The organism is Terriglobus roseus (genome assembly GCF_900105625.1).
Lineage (GTDB): Bacteria > Acidobacteriota > Terriglobia > Terriglobales > Acidobacteriaceae > Terriglobus > Terriglobus roseus_B.
In genome coordinates this window covers 471,445-487,830 of record NZ_FNSD01000001.1, presented here as the reverse complement: position 1 = coordinate 487,830, position 16,386 = coordinate 471,445, and the positions used below count along the sequence as shown (strand labels likewise).

Sequence of the window (16,386 nt, the reverse complement as noted above, 5' to 3'; positions counted from 1 at the left end):
GGTGGTCTGATGTCGACACCCTGGCAGCGCTCATGTGCTGCCGGGGCTTCACCGCATCGCGATTCTTGGCCATAATGGAGTTGCCATGTCAAAGCAACAGTTCCAGACCGAAGTCAGCCAGCTCCTGCAGTTGATCGTCCATTCGCTTTACTCTCACCCGGAGATCTTTCTTCGCGAACTCATCTCCAACTCCTCCGACGCGCTCGACAAGCTCCGCCATCTGGCTCTTACCGATGAGCGGCTTAAAGCGCTCGTTGGCAGTGGCATTGATGCACCGCGCATCGACCTGACGCTCGACGAAGACGCCAAGACGTTAACCCTCTCCGATACCGGTATCGGCATGAACGAAGAGGATCTGGTCGCACACCTTGGTACCATCGCCCGCTCCGGCACGAAAAACTTCCTTGCACAGCTCTCTGGCGATGCGAAGAAGGACTCGAACCTGATCGGCCAGTTCGGTGTCGGCTTCTATTCGGTCTTCATGGTGTCCGACAAGGTTGAGGTTCTCTCGCGCAAGGCCGGCGAAGACAAGACCTGGAAGTGGACCTCGGACGGTAAGACCGGTTTTGATCTGGAAGAGGCAACTGGGTCGGGTGCCCGCGCGTCCGCTGGGACAACCGTTCTGATCCACCTGAACGACGAAGGCGCGCAATACGCCAACGGTTATCGCCTGCAGGAGATCGTCAAAAAGTACTCCAATCACATCGCGTTTCCGATCTTCCTCACCTACGACAAGAGTGAGTGGAACGCCGAGAAGAAGGAGTCTGAAAAGTCTCGCGTCACGGAGCAGGTCAACGCCGCCAGCGCGATGTGGCAGCGCAGCAAGTCTGAACTTACCGACGAGGACTACCAGGAGTTTTACAAGTCCATCACCGGTGAGTGGGAAGATCCATTGTTCTGGTTCCATACCCGCGCTGAAGGCACGATGGAGTACACCACGCTCTTCTACATTCCGGCGAAGGCCCCGTCGGACCTGTACCAGGCGGACTACAAGGGTGGCATTAAGCTCTATGTAAAGCGCGTCTTCATCATGGACGATTCGAAGGAGCTGTTGCCGCCGTATCTCCGCTTCGTCCGCGGCATCATTGATTCCGAAGATCTGCCACTGAACGTATCACGCGAGATTCTGCAGCAGAACAAGGTGCTCACGAGCATCAAGACTGCCAGCGTAAAGAAGATCCTCGGCGAGTTGAAGACCATCGCCGCGAACGACCCAGCCAAATACGGGCAGTTCATCGAGCAATACAACCGGCCGCTGAAGGAAGGCGTTTACGGCGACTACGCGAACCGTGACACTCTGCTGGAGCTGGTCCGCTTCAAGACGACCAAGGCGGATGGCCTCACCTCGCTTGCCGAAGTGAAGGACCGCATGCAGCCTGAGCAGAAGGCGCTGTACTTCATTACGGGCGGGTCAGAGAGCATGCTGCGGAACTCGCCTCTGCTGGAGATTTACAAGAAGAAGGGGATTGAGGTACTTCTGCTGGACGATGACATCGACGAGATCGTCTTCTCGTCTGTGCCGAAGTACGGAGACATCGACCTGAAGGCAGTTAATTCTGCCACCGCATCTGAGGACCTTAAGGATGACTCCGCTCCCGAAAAGTCTGAGGAGCTGAAGCCGTTGCTTGAGAAGATTAAAGCGGCTCTGGGCGATGCGGTAAAGGAGGTTCGAGCCTCATCGCGCCTGGCTGACAGCCCTTCCGTCATCGTGTCGGATGAAGATGAACCCAGTGCCCGCATGCGCCAGATGATGCGAGCGATGGGCCAGAAAGAATTGCCTGAGCCGACTCCGACTTTGGAGATCAATCCCGATCACGAAATCATCCGGAAGCTCTTGGCTGATCCCAGCAACAGCAAGGTGGAAGACGCCGCATGGCTCCTCTTCGACCAAGGACTCTTGCTTGAGGGCGTTCCACTCAAGGACCCTGCCGTCTTCGTTCAGCGATTGAATCGCGTTCTGAATCAGTCCATCTGAAGCAGCCACCAAAATCAAAGTGTCTCCCGGAATGGGAGGCACTTTGCTTTTGGCGGCTTGAGCTCCAGGACTTCCCGCTGAGGACATTTCGACGTAGGAACGAGTTATCCGCCCTGGACGCCGAAAGGAGCCTGGCGCCGTTGCAGGCGGTGCAGCAGCGGTGAGATTGTCAGCCCCTGAACAAGCAGCGAGAAAATAACCGTGATGTAAGTCGCTGCCAGCAGCAGATTGCGTTCGCCTGCCGGTTCCTGGGGCAGCGAGAGTGCAAGAGCGACTGCAAGGCCTCCACGCAGGCCACCCCAGGTCAGCACGGTGACGTTGCCGGTGACTTTGCGACGAAAGAGCGCCAGCGTCCGCACCACCGTCGCTACGCTTGCGAAGCGCGCAACGAGCACGACTGGAATGGCGATCAAGCCGGCGATCAGCAGGGAGAAGCCAAGCGGAAGGACGAGCAGTTGAAGTCCCAGCAGGAGGAAGAGCACGACGTTCATGATGTCGTCGATCAACTCCCAGAACTTCTCCAGATGATCGCGCGTTGCCGGAGACATAGCAAAGCGGCGTGCAGTGCCGCTGACCATCAGCCCGGCAGCGACGGCTTCGAGAGGGGCCGAGAGGTGGAGCTTATCGGCAAGGACGTAACCGCCCATGGCTAAAGCCAGCGTCAGCATTACCTCGACGCGGTAGCTATCGACCTCCCGGATGAGTCGGTAGGTAAGGTAGCCAAGCGTCGCCCCCAACACGATGCCGCCCCCCGCCTCAACAAGCAGCAGAACTCCGAAGGTCGCCGGAGAGGGGAGACCGTGTTGGCCTGCTCCTGTTGTGGCCGCGCCCAGCAGTGCGACGAAGATCACGGCGCCCACACCATCGTTGAACAGCGATTCGCCCGCAAGCTGAATTCTGAGTTCCGCCGGGGCACCCACACGCTGCAGCATATCCAAAACCGCGATGGGATCTGTTGGAGAGATGAGAGCTCCGAAGAGCAGCGCCTCTTTCCAGCTGATCGGAATGCCGACCAGGTGAAGGCCTGTGCGAAACAAGAACCCGACAAGGATTGTGGATAAGGCAGTTCCGACAACGGAAAGGCTGAGCACAGGGGCCATCTCGCGTTCCAGTTGTTTCAGATCGAGCTGCAGCGCTCCGGCAAACAGAAGGAAGGCCAACATGCCGTGAAGCACGGCCTGGTTGAAATCGATGCCAGATACCAGAATATGGGCGCCACTCTGGAGCGCCGGGATGGTGTGTCCACCCACGATGAGGACACAGGCCGTCGCCAAGGACAGCAGCATCGTCCCGATGCTCGTTGGTAAGCGAAGCACGCGGTGACTCGCGTAGCTGAAGAGAGCACCGAGTGTGACGAGTGCGCTCAGCAGCGCGAACGAAGGCATCATGAAGATAAGACCAAGGATAGAGGATCGGGCAGCGGTTCGACCGTGAACCCTTCCGTCTGCGGTGAGCTCATGTAGTCATGCGCTGGACGTAGCCCCGAGAAGGCTGAACCTCCCTGCGCGTTGCGTGCTGTCCTAATAGTTGTTGCTTCATGAAACGGACACACCCGCGAAAGTGTTATGTCTGAAATCGGACAGACGTAGAATGACGCCTCCATTTATTTTTCGCAGACCATGAGTCACAAGTCTATGAAGACTCAGGGGATACGAATCCGGAGCTGACCGTGACGGATCATTTCTTCTCTCTGCCCGATCCAAGTGCGACTTCAAGAGCCGTTGAGGCCGTTGAATCGTTGAGCGATGGCATTCTCGCAATCGACCGGAACTTAACCGTGATCTACATGAACCCGGCGGCAGCTCGCCTTACCGGCTGGTCCTGGCAAGAGGCTCTGGGGCGGCCAGCCTCGGAGGTTTTCCGGACCGTTGGTGGCACCAATCAGTTGGCCTTGTCTGCTGTTGTGGAAGCAGTGCTGAAGGACGATCGGGAGCGGAGCCTGCCGCTGGACACTGTGCTTATCCGCAGGGATGGGGTGAAGCTGCCCATCGAAGACGCGATCTCACCCGTCCACGACCGTTTGGGAGCGGTCGCGGGAGCCGTCATCAACTTTCGGAACGCAAGCCTCGCGCGTATCCTCCTCCTCAAAGCGGTTCACCAGGCTCATCATGATCCGCTTACCGACCTGCCCAACCGGATGATCCTCGAAGACAGGATCGGCCAGGCCATCGCCTCGCTTTCCCGCCATCCTCACCTGATCGGCTTGCTGTACCTCGACCTCGACGGTTTCAAAGCGATCAATGACTCGCGCGGACACGGTGTTGGGGACGCGGTCCTGCGTGCGGTCGCAAGGAGATTGAAGGGCGTCGTACGCGGATCGGATACTGTCTGTCGTTTGGGTGGCGACGAGTTCGTGATCCTGCTTCCGGAGCTCCCATCGCCCGAAGCACTCATGTCACTGGCGGATCTGGTTCTGGCCTCGATGAGAATGCCGATTCTGGTTGACGGCGAGACGCTAAACCTAACGGCAAGCATAGGCGCCGTCTTACAGAAACGTAGGCACCTTTGCGCGGGTGAGCTCTTACAAGAGGGCGACGCTGCCATGTACGCAGCGAAGCAGGCCGGAGGCAACCGGGTACACTCCCAAACCTCGGCCACATCGAGCTTCCTTCATCGCAGCATCAATCTCGAAGCCGCGCTCTGCAGGGCCCTGACATCGGAGGAGTTCAGACTCCTCTACCAACCGCAGGTTGATCTTGAGACGGGGCGGATCTGTGGAGTCGAGGCTCTTCTGCGATGGCAAACTCCGGACGGCAAGCTGCTCACGCCGTCCAGCTTCATTCCGGTTGCGGAACGGTCGGAACTGATCATTCCGATTGGCCAATGGGTGCTGAAAGAGGCGATCCGGCAGCAAGTTCTTTGGCGCGATGATGGCTTTCCCGAAATTATGATGTCCGTGAACGTGTCGCCAATGGAGCTGCGGCAACCTGGCTACTACAGCCATCTCGAATCAATCATTCAGCAGGCCGGAGCAAACCCGGGCTGTGCTTTACTTGAGCTCACTGAATCGGTACTTCGTCTGCAGACAGAAGAGAAGCGGGCGCTTTTCTCGTCGCTTAAAAAGACCGGCATCCGTTTGGGAATCGATGATTTTGGCATCGGCTATTCGAACCTCGCTTATATCCGTGACTTCCCAATTGACGTGATCAAGATCAACAGCTCCTTCATTGCCGACTGTACTTCGCAGCAGCAGGACGCATCTCTGGTACGGGCCATCATCAACATGGGAAGGTCTCTGCATAAGGGCGTCATCGCCGAAGGGATCGAAACGAAGGAGCAGATGGAGTTTCTGAAGGGTTCACACTGTCGTCAAGGACAGGGCTATTACTTCAGCCCTCCAATCACTGCAGAGGCACTCAGCGCGGTGCTTGCCGAGCCGAATCTTATGCAAACATTCACCGGTTGACGATTGCGAGCGTGGGGAAGCCTCCGACACAGGAAGCGCCAGGAGATCAGACCACGTTTCGTATTACTTCCACGATGTGTAAGTGCAGATCTCCTGGATGGACCGGCGAGGGCAGCGCGATCGCAGTTTTTCATCGACGCAAAGGCGCCTACCGCCGTGGTTCATCGCTGCGCCTGCAACTCGTCCGGAATTCCATGCACGACCGGACCTGCCGGGAATGAGTCCGTATGATGGCTTGCATTCCAAGCATCCTGATGCTGTCCGTATATCGAGCTGTTGAGAGCAACGAGTGTCCGGCAGCATTCGCAGCTCCGGGCTGACAGCGCATCGCGATCCAGGATCGTCATCACGCCGCGCCGGGTGCGTGTCAGTCCCTCACGCTCATATCTCTTACTGATTAGTGAGACTGTTGTCCTACGGACGCCGAGCAGCATACTGATGAGCTCCTGCGTCACCGATACTGTGCGGGAACCGAGATGATGAGATGTGGAGAGTAACCACCTGGCGAGCCGTTGGTCGGCCTCGTGAGTCAGGCTGCAGGCGGTCAGCTGCTTCGTGACACTGGTCTGCGCCAATGCGAGTTCCAGGATGCGCATACGGAACTCGTTATCCTCCTGGAACAAGGTCTCCAGATGTCGACGCGGGACGCTGACGCCGGAGCCTTCCCCCAACATGAGATACCCATTGGTCAAAGATCGGGCGCCAAGAAGCAGCTCATAGCCTAGAAGGCCTTCGCGTCCCATGGAGGCTACCTCCGGTGTAGCCCCGTCCTGAAGCTTCGTAGTTACGGAGACCGCACCAGCGGTTACGAAGAGCAGGCTCATCGGCGGTGTCGCTCTGAAGATTGGGCTATTCGCGCGAAGCTGCACGCGCTGGGCACCTTGAAGCACTACCGTCCGGAGGGACGGGGAGAGGCAATCGACCAAGAGGTTGCCAGTGATTTGCACGGAAGGACTCCTTCATTCGATCGACATCTTTCGCAGGATGCTGCTCCGTGAGGGGGCACGAACTCGGCGCAGCTGGAAGTCGTCAACCGTAGGGGTATAAGAACGGACTCTGACGCACGTCGTCTGTCGTGCAATGGGCATAACGTCGTCAGGTGACCGATACAGATTTGATCTCGCTGCGCCCTTGCTGTTTTCTTACGTGCGCAGGATGATGACTTTCCGCACGGGTGATTGCAGAAGGTTAGTGATCGACCCAAGGAGTGGCCTATAGGCGGAGTATGAGTGACAAAACTGAAAGGAGGGGATGTGGAAGTTGTGGGCGGTGATCTTCTCGTCTCAATCCCGGGAGTTGGCACGGTGTTGCTCGATGGGAAAGATGTTTTGGAATTTGCCACACGGAAGGGCCAGCTCCTGGATGACTCTGAGGAGGATCAGGACGTCGACAGCCTGATTGACAGCGAGGGCGAATAGTCACGCTGCTCTTTGCTCACCGCAGCATCAAGCTTCCAAGGTAAGAGACTTGCGTGATCGAGAAAGCAACATAGAGTGCCGCTACCTTGAGATCCACGCCCGCAGCGATTCTTTACCGCCTCAGCCCTATGGCGGTGTCCTCGATACTTCGTACTGATCTCAGTTTCATGTGGCTAAATGGCAATCTACTCATCAAGGCGCGTCCAGCGCTCCAGTTCACGTACGTGCTGTAACACCCTCCCGCCTCCCTCTTCGAATACAGGCTCATTCACTTCGAAATTTTCCTACCCCAAATGACGCTGAAAAGGCGCAGGTCTCCCATGCCATAAACTGGGGAACGCTTCGGCATTCGCCGAATGCTGTGCACCGAATGAGCCTGGGAGTAGATTGCGGTCTCGATGTGCGCCCTATGAAAGCCGGACCAATCCACGCCTGTGGCGTTAGCTGCGGCGCGGCCAGTATCTTGGTCGTAGCTCAGAAGCATTGATTCGCGGGTAGCTGTTTTATCGATCTGTTGTGAGATTTTTCTGAGGCGCTTACGGTGAGAGGCCCCGATGCTTTATCTGTTTGACACTTTTGAGCTCAGCGAGCAGGAATTCTCCCTCAGCCGTGACGGCCGGCGCCTGTCGATTGAGCCGCGTGCACTTCAGGTGCTTTTTGTTCTGGTCAAGAACCAGGGCAAGCTGATGGAAAAGAAGGCGCTCCTCGAGGCTGTCTGGAAAGACACCTACGTCGAGGAAACGACCTTGACGCGGGCCATTGCCGTGATCCGCAAGCATCTGGCGGACGATCCGCGCGTGCCACGGTACATCGAGACGGTACCCACGCGCGGCTACCGGTTCATTGCAGAGGTCGCAGTCCGTCCGATGGATGTAGCCCCGGAAGTGGGCCCGGATCCTGCCCCTGCGACGCTCGTTGAACAGTCCACGTTCGAGGAAGCCACGGCTCCCTCTGCTGATGTGCCCGCCGCGGATATTCGTCCGGAAAGGCAAGCATCCGGGATCCCGCCGAAGCGAAAAGCACCTGTGGCATTCGCCGTTGCGGCCTCACTCTTCGTCGCGGGCCTCGTGGCGTTCCTTTTTTATCAGAGGCATCGGGCGGCGGCGTTCAGTACGAAAGACACGATCGTCCTTGCTGACTTTGCCAACACTACGGGAGACCCCGTCTTCGACTATGCGCTTCGTCAGGGGACGCTGGTGCAGTTGGAACAGTCGCCCGTTCTGCGACTGGCAAGCGATAGTCAGATACGGACCACGCTCAAATTAATGGGCTTGCAGAGCGACGCTCCGCTCACACTGGAGGTTGGCCGGGAGCTCTGCCAACGGATCGGCGGGACCGTGGTGCTCAATGGCTCCATCTCCAGGTTGGGGAATGAGTATGTCATCAGCCTGCAGGCCAGACGCTGCAGCACGGGCGAGAACCTGGAGGCGGAACAGGTCCAGATCGCACGAAAAGAAGATGCGCTGAACGCCCTCAGCCAGATCTCAACGCGCTTCCGCACCCGTATTGGGGAGGCTCGGACGTCCATCCACGATCTGGATACACCGCTTGCCGAGGCGACTACTTCGTCGCTCGACGCGCTAAAGGCCTTTAGCCGGGGCATGAATATCTTCAATGCGAAGGGCAGTGCCGCAGCCGTGCCGTTATTCCTGCAAGCGACCGAGTTGGATCCGGAGTTTGCCGAAGCGCATGTGTGGCTGGGGCGGATGTATGCCGACCTCGGTCAGGAGACGTCTGCGATCCAGAGTACGCAGACAGCCTATGGTTTGCGTCAACGTGCAAGCTATCGCGAGCAACTCTCGATCGATGTCTCCTACGAACTTTTGGTCAGCGGAAATCTTGAGAAGGCAAAGGCTGCCTGCGAGGCGTGGATCCAGCTGTATCCACGCGATGTTTACCCGCGGGTCTTCCTGTCCGGGATGGTGTACCCCGCGTACGGCCAGTATGAAAGAGCCCTGGCAGAAGCGAAGGACGCGATCTCTATCGATCCCGATTTCGTGGTGGGTTACCGGAATGCCGCGGTCAATCTGATCGCTCTCAATCGTGTCGGCGAGGCCGAGCAGGTGTTGCGGCAGGCATCGCAGCGAAAGCTCTTTCTGCCCGGCTTTGTCAGTACGGCCTATCGGATGGCCTTTCTGAAAAATGATCCGGAAGGCATGAAGCGGGCGTCCGATGCGGCGCCTACGAATCCCTGGTTGTTGCACTACAGAGCCGCCACGATGGCACAAGCAGGAAGGATGTCTCAGGCGCAGGCTCTTCAGGAGCAGGCCGTGAGCATCACGCGGCGCAACTCAAAGCCAGAGGCTGAGGCAGAGCTTACCGCGACGGAAGCGATATCAGACGCACTCTACGGCTACCCAGAGTTGGCTGTGAAGGAAGCTCGTGCTGCGCTTGGGCTATCGAACGGGCGTAGTGTTGAATACCCCGCCGCGCTGGTGTTCGCGATGACCGGCCATGATGACGAATCTGGGAAGCTGGTCTCGGATCTCCGCCGGCGATTTCCCGAGGACACGCTCGTTACCCGCGACTATGTCCCTTCCATCCAGGCAGCCCTCGCGCTGGCCCACAAACAGCCGCAGCAGGCGATTGAGTTGCTTCAACGAACCTCGCAATTTGAAATGAGCCTGCCGCTGGACGCAGTCTTCCTTCGTGGCCAGGCATTTATGGCGATAGGAAAGGCGTCCGACGCTGCTGCGGAATTTCAAAAGATAGCCGACCATCCCGGCCTGGTGCTGAATGACCCGCTGTTGAATGTCGTTCAGCTGAATCTGGCGAAGGCTTACGTCGCGGAAGGAAGGCTAGAGGATGCGAAGAGCACTTACCAGGCTCTTTTGCAGCGCTTGAGCGGTGCAGATCCTGGATTTCCGATACTCCAACAAGCGACACGGGGTCGCTCTCAACTCTAAGCACGCCCATGGAATCGTAGGTTGCCCGCGGTTCATGTCCGGTCTGTCTGCTCACCGGCTCCGCGCCTCCTTGTTTTCATCGACTTAGAACGGCTAATAAAAACCTAAGAGAAACAGAGGACTTTTCTAAGAGCGAAAAGGATCGCTGCGAGGCATTGTCGATTCATCCCTCCAGCACCGACAACTCCGGGTCTTCGCTTGCGCCTCACGCGTCCCGTTAATGTCATCGAGATGCTCCAGGGAGAAGGCCATTCCAAGGAGTTCGACCTGTGAAGCCTGTCCGTCGCGCTTTGCGTCCTCTGTTCCTGCTGCTCTTCTCTGCCTCGTCTCTCACGCCGGCATTCGCCCAGCACACACCTCCGGGATTCCGCGCGCGCGATCCCGGGCCGCGCCCGAATCCGAAGAGCGCGATTCCGAATCCTGTTCCTAACTTGAACGCGAACGAGATCGCACTGTTCACGGAAAGTCTGCTTCGTGTCTCGGAGCTTGAGGGCACTTGCGACACCTGCGTGCAGCAGCCCCAGGGCGTGCTGCCGCTCGATCCCGATCCGAGCAATCCGTTCTCGCCCAAGAAGCTCGTCAACTCGGCGGGTATGGGGCCGGTCTTCAACGCAGACCAGTGTTTCACCTGCCACTCCCAGCCTGCCATCGGTGGCAGTGCCCAGCGGAAGAACGCTGCCTTCGAGGTGGCTGGCAGGATGGGTGCGAACAATACCGTGCCCAGCTTCGAGGAACGCAACGGCGCCTTCCGCGAGGTGCGGTTCAAGTTTGGAAAGAATGGCGCACGGGACGGTGGCGTCCATAGCTTGTTCACCCTCGCGGGTCGATCAGACGTTCCGGCGGCCTGCCGAGTGCAGCAGCCCGACTTCGATAGGGAGATGCAGGAGCGCAATCTGGCCTTTCGCATTCCCTTGCAGCTCTTCGGACTTGGGCTGATTGAATCGATTCAGGACTCGACCATTCGGGAGAATATGCGTGCCGACCGCGACGAGAAGCGGTCGCTTGGTATCGAGGGTCGTCCCAACATCAACCCGAACACCGGAACGATCAGCCGCTTCGGATGGAAGGCACAAAATGCCTCGCTGACAGTCTTCGCCGGTGAAGCGTACAACGTGGAGATGGGCATCAGCAACGATCTGTTTCCGATCGCCCGCAACGAAGATCCCGAGTGCAACAAAGCCTACGAGCCCTTTGATGTTCCGCGCACCGACGCAGTGTCTTACAACAATCCCCTGAAGATCATGCCCGCGTGGCTTATGTTCACAGAGTTCATGCGTTTTGTGGACGCTCCGCAGCCCGCTCCGATGACCGCCTCTGCTTCGCGCGGGAAGCAGTTGTTCAAGGAGGTCGGTTGCGCCTTCTGCCACACGCCTTCCATGCAGACGCCCGGCACGGCCAACCCGTCCGGCCAGTGGGATGAAGTCGGTGCGCATACCGTGGCTCTCCGCGGGCAGACGGTGAACCTGTACTCCGATCTGCTGGTGCACCACATGGGCGCGACTCTGGCGGACAACATTGTGCAGGGGAATGCTGGTCCCGATGAGTTTCGGACCACGCCACTCTGGGGTTTGGGGCAGCGTATCTACTTCCTGCACGACGGACGCACGTCCGACCTGATGACCGCCATCCAGGACCACTTCTCATTCCCCGGCTTCGACGGCGGCGATAACCCTGCAAAGGATCGCGACTCTGCGAAGTATGGCTTCTCGGAGGCGAACGGGACTGTCAGTCGCTTCAACAGACTGCCGGAAGTCGATAAGCAATCCATCCTGGAGTTTCTGAGGGCCCTTTGATGTTGGGGTTTTCTGGAGTCCTTATGAAACTTCCGACTGCCGTCGTGTTTTTTCTACTGACATTAAGTCCTTCACAAGTCCGAGGCGCTGGAGGTGCCTCGGACCCTTTTTTAGGGACGTGGATTCTTGAGCCGGAGTTATCGCATTATCCCGGGAAGACGTGCCCCAGGGAAATGACCATTGAGATGACACGGGAAGCTCGTGGAGTGCACTATCACTCGCATACGCAGCCGATGGCAGGCGAGCCATTCGACGTGGATTACACAGCCGACTATGACGGCAAGCCCGCCATGGTAACAGGCAGCAAGAGCATCCTGCTTCCCGTAAGTCTTCAGCGAGACGGAGCCGCCGTGATTGCCACCTATCGCAACGCATTTCAAGTGGCTGCGACGAGCAAGCGCACCCTGTCGGATGATGGTCGGACAATGACGATCACGACGATCTCCTCAGACTCTACGGGCGTGTCGGTAACGAATGTAGGTGTGTACAGGCGAACGGCAACTCCGACCCCGTAAGAGCCGGTGTACACGATCCTTGGTAGCGGCGGCGCCTTGGATGGTGGGGTGGGGTCGATGTCCCTCGTGCGTGCTGCTCACCGACGAAGCCGATCCGTCCAGTCTCGATGCACTGTGGGAAGAAAGTGTCCTGTAGATAACACCATCGGTGTACTCACATTGTGCTGAAGGCACCGTATTGTGTGAGGTAGTCCTGCGGGTCTGCTTAACGCGGGCGATTTAGATGCCGAATCGCCGATAGAGTGATGGGTTATTTGGAACAAATTTTCTCCCTTGGACTGTGGCATCGCGGATGTGGAGCGATTGTGAACAGTGAACTCATGATGCATGGACAGTCTCAGCTTTCGTTTGTGCTTCTTTCCATCGGCATTGCAATCCTGTCGGCGTATGCCGCCCTTGACCTTGCGGGACGAGTGACGTCCACCAGAACCGCAGGAGCACGCTTTTCCTGGCTGTCTTGCGGATCGATGGCGATGGGCATCGGCATCTGGTCGATGCACTACATCGGAATGCTCGGCTACCGGATGGATATGCCGGTGCTGTATGACTGGCCGACGGTGCTGCTGAGCATGCTGGCGGCTGTGCTGGCTTCGGCGCTGGCTCTGTATATGGTGAGCCGCCGTGGCCTGGGGTGGATCGCGACCGGCGTTGCCAGTCTGTTCATGGGCGGCGGTATTGCGGCCATGCATTACACGGGAATGGCTGCGATGCGTATGGACGCTGAGCCCATGTACAACATGACGCTGGTAGCGTTGTCGGTCGTGGCTGCGGTGGTCATTTCCTTTGTCGCCCTGCGGTTGACCTTCGCTTCCAGGCATATTCGGTCGATGTTCAGCTGGCGCAAGAGCGTGAGCGCCATTGTGATGGGTCTGGCGATTCCCGTGATGCACTACCTGGGAATGGCGGCCGTGTCGTTTATGCGCGCACCGATGGCTTCGGACCGTTTGCGGCATGCGGTCGGTATCTCTGACCTGGGCACCGCGAGCATCGTGCTGGTGACGGTGGTGCTGTTGAGCCTGGTTTACCTGTCGGCATTCATCGACCGCAGGTTTTCCAGCCACGCAGAAGCATTGGAGAGCAGCGAGGAGCGTTACCGGCGCATTGTGCGTGCGGCATTCGATGCGTTCATCGGTATCTCAGAGAACGGCCTGGTAACGGACTGGAACGACCAGGCAACACAAACCTTCGGATGGAACGCGGGCGAGATCATTGGCAGGCCGGTGTCGGGATTGTTGCGGTCGGAAACCGACGGCGCAACAGCACTGGACTTTTCCGCAATGGATGCGGATGGCGGTCTGCACGGTCGGATGCAGGTGCTGGCACTGCATCGGACGGGCATCGTGTTTCCTGCGGAGATGGCTGTCTCTGCCATTGCGGTGGGCGAGAAGAAGATGTTCGCGGCGTTTGTGCATGACGTGACGCAGCGCAAACTGGCCGAGCGGAATATGGAAGAGGCCCGGATCACTGCGGAAGCCGCGAATCGCGCTAAGAGCGAGTTCCTGGCCAACATGAGTCATGAGATCCGGACGCCCTTGAACGGCGTGATCGGCATGACCGATCTTGCGCTCGAAACAGAGTTGAGCCGCGAGCAACGCGAATACATGACGACGGTCAAGTTTTCCGCGGACTCTCTGCTGACGGTGATCAACGACATTCTGGACTTCTCAAAGATCGAAGCCGGGAAGGTGGATCTGGAGACGATTTCTTTCGACATACGTGAGTGTGTCGAGACGACGTTGAAGACGCTGGCACTGCGAGCTGATGAAAAGGGTCTGGAACTGCTCTGCGACGTCAGTGTGGACCTGCCGGACGTGGTGCTTGGTGACCCGGGACGGCTTCGGCAGATCGTCGTGAACCTTGTGGGGAATGCAATCAAGTTCACAGGCAGCGGAGAAGTGTCGCTGCATGTGGCGATGGCAGATCCGAGCGAAGGGCCGGACCAGATGTATTTCATCGTCAGTGACACGGGGATTGGCATTTCGCCGGAGAAACTGGAAAGCATCTTCGCATCCTTCAGCCAGGCTGATACTTCGACCACGCGGCAATATGGCGGTACCGGGCTGGGCTTGACGATCTCGCGCCGGCTGGTGGAACTGATGGGGGGCCGTATCTGGTGCGAAAGCACGCCAGGCAAAGGATCTCAGTTTCACTTCATGGTTCCGCTGCCACGGGTGGCCGATGCCACGGCGACAGCCGTCGTTCCACAACCCTTACCGCTGCTGGCAGGCGTGAAGGTCCTGATCGTCGACGACAACAAGACGAATCGGCGGATTCTTGAAGGGCTTCTGCGGCTCTGGGGTATGGAGGTCACAAGCGCTCCTGAGGGCGACACGGCACTGGCGATGCTGCATGCAGCGGGACTCGAAGGCTCGCCGTACCGTCTGCTGCTGACGGATATGCATATGCCGAAGATGGACGGCTTTATGGTGGTGCAACAGATGAAGCAGGACACATCGTTGGCGCTGCCGACGGTGATGATGCTGTCTTCAGGTGGGCACCACGGCGACGCGAATCGGTGTGAGCAGCTTGGGATTTCGGCTTACCTGTTGAAGCCGGTGAGACGGCAGGAATTGCAGGATGCCATTGCACGTGCGCTGGGTGGCAGCACGGATCGGAAGAAGGATAAGAGCATGATTACGCAGTCGACGCTGGTGGCGGATCTGCCCGCTGCACGTTCGTTGAACATCCTTTTGGCGGAAGACAACGAGGTGAACCAGAAGCTGGCGGTTCGCTTGTTACAGAAGCGCGGGCATACGGTCGTCGTCGCGAACAATGGCCGCGAAGCGGTTGAGGCAAGCGAAAGCAAGCGGTACGACCTGGTGCTGATGGACGTGCAGATGCCAGAGCTGGACGGTATCCAGGCGACGACGGCGATTCGTGCACGCGAGGTTGAAACGGGCGAGCGTCTGTCCATTGTGGCTATGACTGCACTGGTCATGAAGGGCGACCGCGAGCGCTGCATGGCTGCAGATATGGATGGCTACCTGTCGAAGCCGATCCGTCCGCAGGAATTGGATACCGTGTTGGAGACGTACACGGCCCGCAAAGCGGCGGCGATGGCAGATGACGCCGCAGAGCCAAGAGAGGAGCAGGTCGTTGATGCGACGGACCTGTTGGAGCGGATAGATGGGGACGTGGAGTTTGTCGCGGAACTGTCCGAGACGTTTGAACAGGACTACCCGGAGAAGTTGATGGCCTTGCGCGACGCGGTTGCCTGCGGAGACGGCGATGCGCTTCGGCGGGCGGCGCATGGGCTGAAGGGGGCGCTCGCGAACTTGGCGGCGACGCGCGGCGCGGCGCTTGCAGCGCAGCTCGAACATCTCGGCAGCGCCTCTGATCTGTCCGCGGCTTCCGACCTTATCCCCCAATTAGAGAAGGAGATGCCGCGTGTGGTGAGGGCGCTGCAGCAGCTCTGCCAGGAGTCGCTTCGGTGAAGATCCTTGTGGCAGACGATGATGCGGTAAGCCGGCTGCTGATGCAGCGGATGCTGCGAACGACAGACTTCGAGGTGGTTACGGCGAAGGACGGTTTGGAGGCGATCCAGATCCTGTCGAAAGAAGACGGACCGCGGCTGGTGTTGCTCGATTGGACGATGCCGGGGCTCAGCGGGCTTGAGGTCTGCCGTGCGATCCGCAGTGGACTGCGGAAGGCTTACATCTACATTGCGCTGCTTACATCGAAGGATTCCAAGGAGGACCTGGTCGCTGGACTTGAGGCGGGCGCGGATGATTATCTGACGAAGCCTTGTCATCCAGAAGAGCTGCTCGCGCGGCTGCGAACGGGGCGGCGGATCTTGCAGTTGGAAGACATCCTGGTCGAGGCGCATGAGGAGATGCGTGTGCATGCGACGCAGGATGCGCTGACGCAACTGCTGAACCGCGGCGCAATCTTTGAGTTCCTGGCGAACAAGATGGATAGGGCAATCCTCCCCTCGGAACCATTCAGCGTGATGCTGTGCGATCTGGATCACTTCAAGCTGATCAACGATACCTACGGTCACACGGTTGGGGACGAAGTGTTGCGCGAGGTTGCGTCAAGGCTGCGGAGCAACGTGCGGAAGGGTGCCGTGGGACGCTACGGTGGCGAGGAATTTCTGCTGCTGCTGGATGGCTGCGGCCCAGAGCACCTGGCCAGCGTCAGCGCGCGGATCTGCGAGGCGGTACGATCGGTGCCGGTGCAGACCAGCGCGGGTCCGTTGTATCTAACGATCAGTTGCGGAGCCTTGCCGGTCGTACCGGAGATGGTGAACCGGCGGCCGGAAGAGGTCGTGGAAGAGGCAGATCGCCTGCTCTACCAAGGCAAGCGCAACGGCCGCGACCAGGCTGTCGTAGCCGTTGCAGAACTGATGACCCTCTGGAATTGAGGTGACGTGC

General features: G+C 58.6%; 10 protein-coding genes. 8 read left to right on the top strand and 2 right to left on the bottom strand.

All coding sequences use genetic code 11. The annotated features are described in order from the left end of the window. The first annotated feature begins 85 nt into the window (after positions 1-85). Complete coding sequence (htpG, locus tag BLW03_RS02015) at positions 86-1,975, top strand: molecular chaperone HtpG (protein WP_074652118.1); 1,890 nt, start codon at positions 86-88, stop codon at positions 1,973-1,975. Positions 1,976-2,079: 104 nt separating this feature from the next. Here htpG and BLW03_RS02010 read toward each other — a convergent pair whose 3' ends face one another. Beyond that, the gene (locus BLW03_RS02010; RefSeq protein WP_212733111.1) at positions 2,080-3,363 is read right to left on the bottom strand and encodes a cation:proton antiporter; all 1,284 of its coding nucleotides are present in this window, start codon (positions 3,361-3,363) and stop codon (positions 2,080-2,082) included. 281 nt (positions 3,364-3,644) lie between these two features. On the opposite strand from BLW03_RS02010, the gene BLW03_RS02005 reads away from it, so the two are divergent. Next, the gene (locus BLW03_RS02005; protein ID WP_074652117.1) at positions 3,645-5,381 is read left to right on the top strand and encodes a putative bifunctional diguanylate cyclase/phosphodiesterase; all 1,737 of its coding nucleotides are present in this window, start codon (positions 3,645-3,647) and stop codon (positions 5,379-5,381) included. Positions 5,382-5,542: 161 nt separating this feature from the next. Here BLW03_RS02005 and BLW03_RS02000 read toward each other — a convergent pair whose 3' ends face one another. Further along, positions 5,543-6,250: a Crp/Fnr family transcriptional regulator gene (locus tag BLW03_RS02000; RefSeq protein WP_212733110.1), complete on the bottom strand. Its 708-nt coding sequence runs from the start codon at positions 6,248-6,250 to the stop codon at positions 5,543-5,545. 360 nt (positions 6,251-6,610) lie between these two features. On the opposite strand from BLW03_RS02000, the gene BLW03_RS01995 reads away from it, so the two are divergent. The 6 genes from BLW03_RS01995 (at position 6,611) to BLW03_RS01965 (ending at position 16,376) form a co-directional block, all read left to right on the top strand. Beyond that, the gene (locus BLW03_RS01995; protein ID WP_074652115.1) at positions 6,611-6,799 is read left to right on the top strand and encodes a hypothetical protein; all 189 of its coding nucleotides are present in this window, start codon (positions 6,611-6,613) and stop codon (positions 6,797-6,799) included. 554 nt (positions 6,800-7,353) lie between these two features. Next, the gene (locus tag BLW03_RS01985; protein WP_074652113.1) at positions 7,354-9,705 is read left to right on the top strand and encodes a winged helix-turn-helix domain-containing protein; all 2,352 of its coding nucleotides are present in this window, start codon (positions 7,354-7,356) and stop codon (positions 9,703-9,705) included. Between the two features lie 269 nt (positions 9,706-9,974). Continuing rightward, positions 9,975-11,498 (top strand): di-heme oxidoredictase family protein, encoded by a 1,524-nt coding sequence (locus tag BLW03_RS01980; RefSeq protein ID WP_074652112.1) that lies wholly within the window; start codon positions 9,975-9,977, stop codon positions 11,496-11,498. A 185-nt stretch (positions 11,499-11,683) separates the two neighbouring features. Beyond that, the gene (locus BLW03_RS01975; protein WP_139285064.1) at positions 11,684-12,013 is read left to right on the top strand and encodes a hypothetical protein; all 330 of its coding nucleotides are present in this window, start codon (positions 11,684-11,686) and stop codon (positions 12,011-12,013) included. A 305-nt stretch (positions 12,014-12,318) separates the two neighbouring features. Beyond that, on the top strand, positions 12,319-15,447 hold the full coding sequence (locus BLW03_RS01970) for a response regulator (protein WP_170834926.1): 3,129 nt from the start codon (positions 12,319-12,321) through the stop codon (positions 15,445-15,447). After that, the gene (locus BLW03_RS01965; protein ID WP_074652109.1) at positions 15,444-16,376 is read left to right on the top strand and encodes a diguanylate cyclase domain-containing protein; all 933 of its coding nucleotides are present in this window, start codon (positions 15,444-15,446) and stop codon (positions 16,374-16,376) included. Before BLW03_RS01970 ends, BLW03_RS01965 begins: the two co-directional genes overlap by 4 nt. Positions 16,377-16,386 lie beyond the last annotated feature (10 nt).

What these genes read in the sequence shown, in the direction of transcription:
- htpG (WP_074652118.1), top strand. Translation starts at nt 86, where the DNA reads ATGTCAAAGCAACAGTTCCAGACCGAAGTCAGCCAGCTCCTGCAGTTG.
- BLW03_RS02010 (WP_212733111.1), bottom strand. Translation starts at nt 3,363, where the DNA reads ATGATGCCTTCGTTCGCGCTGCTGAGCGCACTCGTCACACTCGGTGCT.
- BLW03_RS01985 (WP_074652113.1), top strand. Translation starts at nt 7,354, where the DNA reads ATGCTTTATCTGTTTGACACTTTTGAGCTCAGCGAGCAGGAATTCTCC.
- BLW03_RS01975 (WP_139285064.1), top strand. Translation starts at nt 11,684, where the DNA reads ATGACACGGGAAGCTCGTGGAGTGCACTATCACTCGCATACGCAGCCG.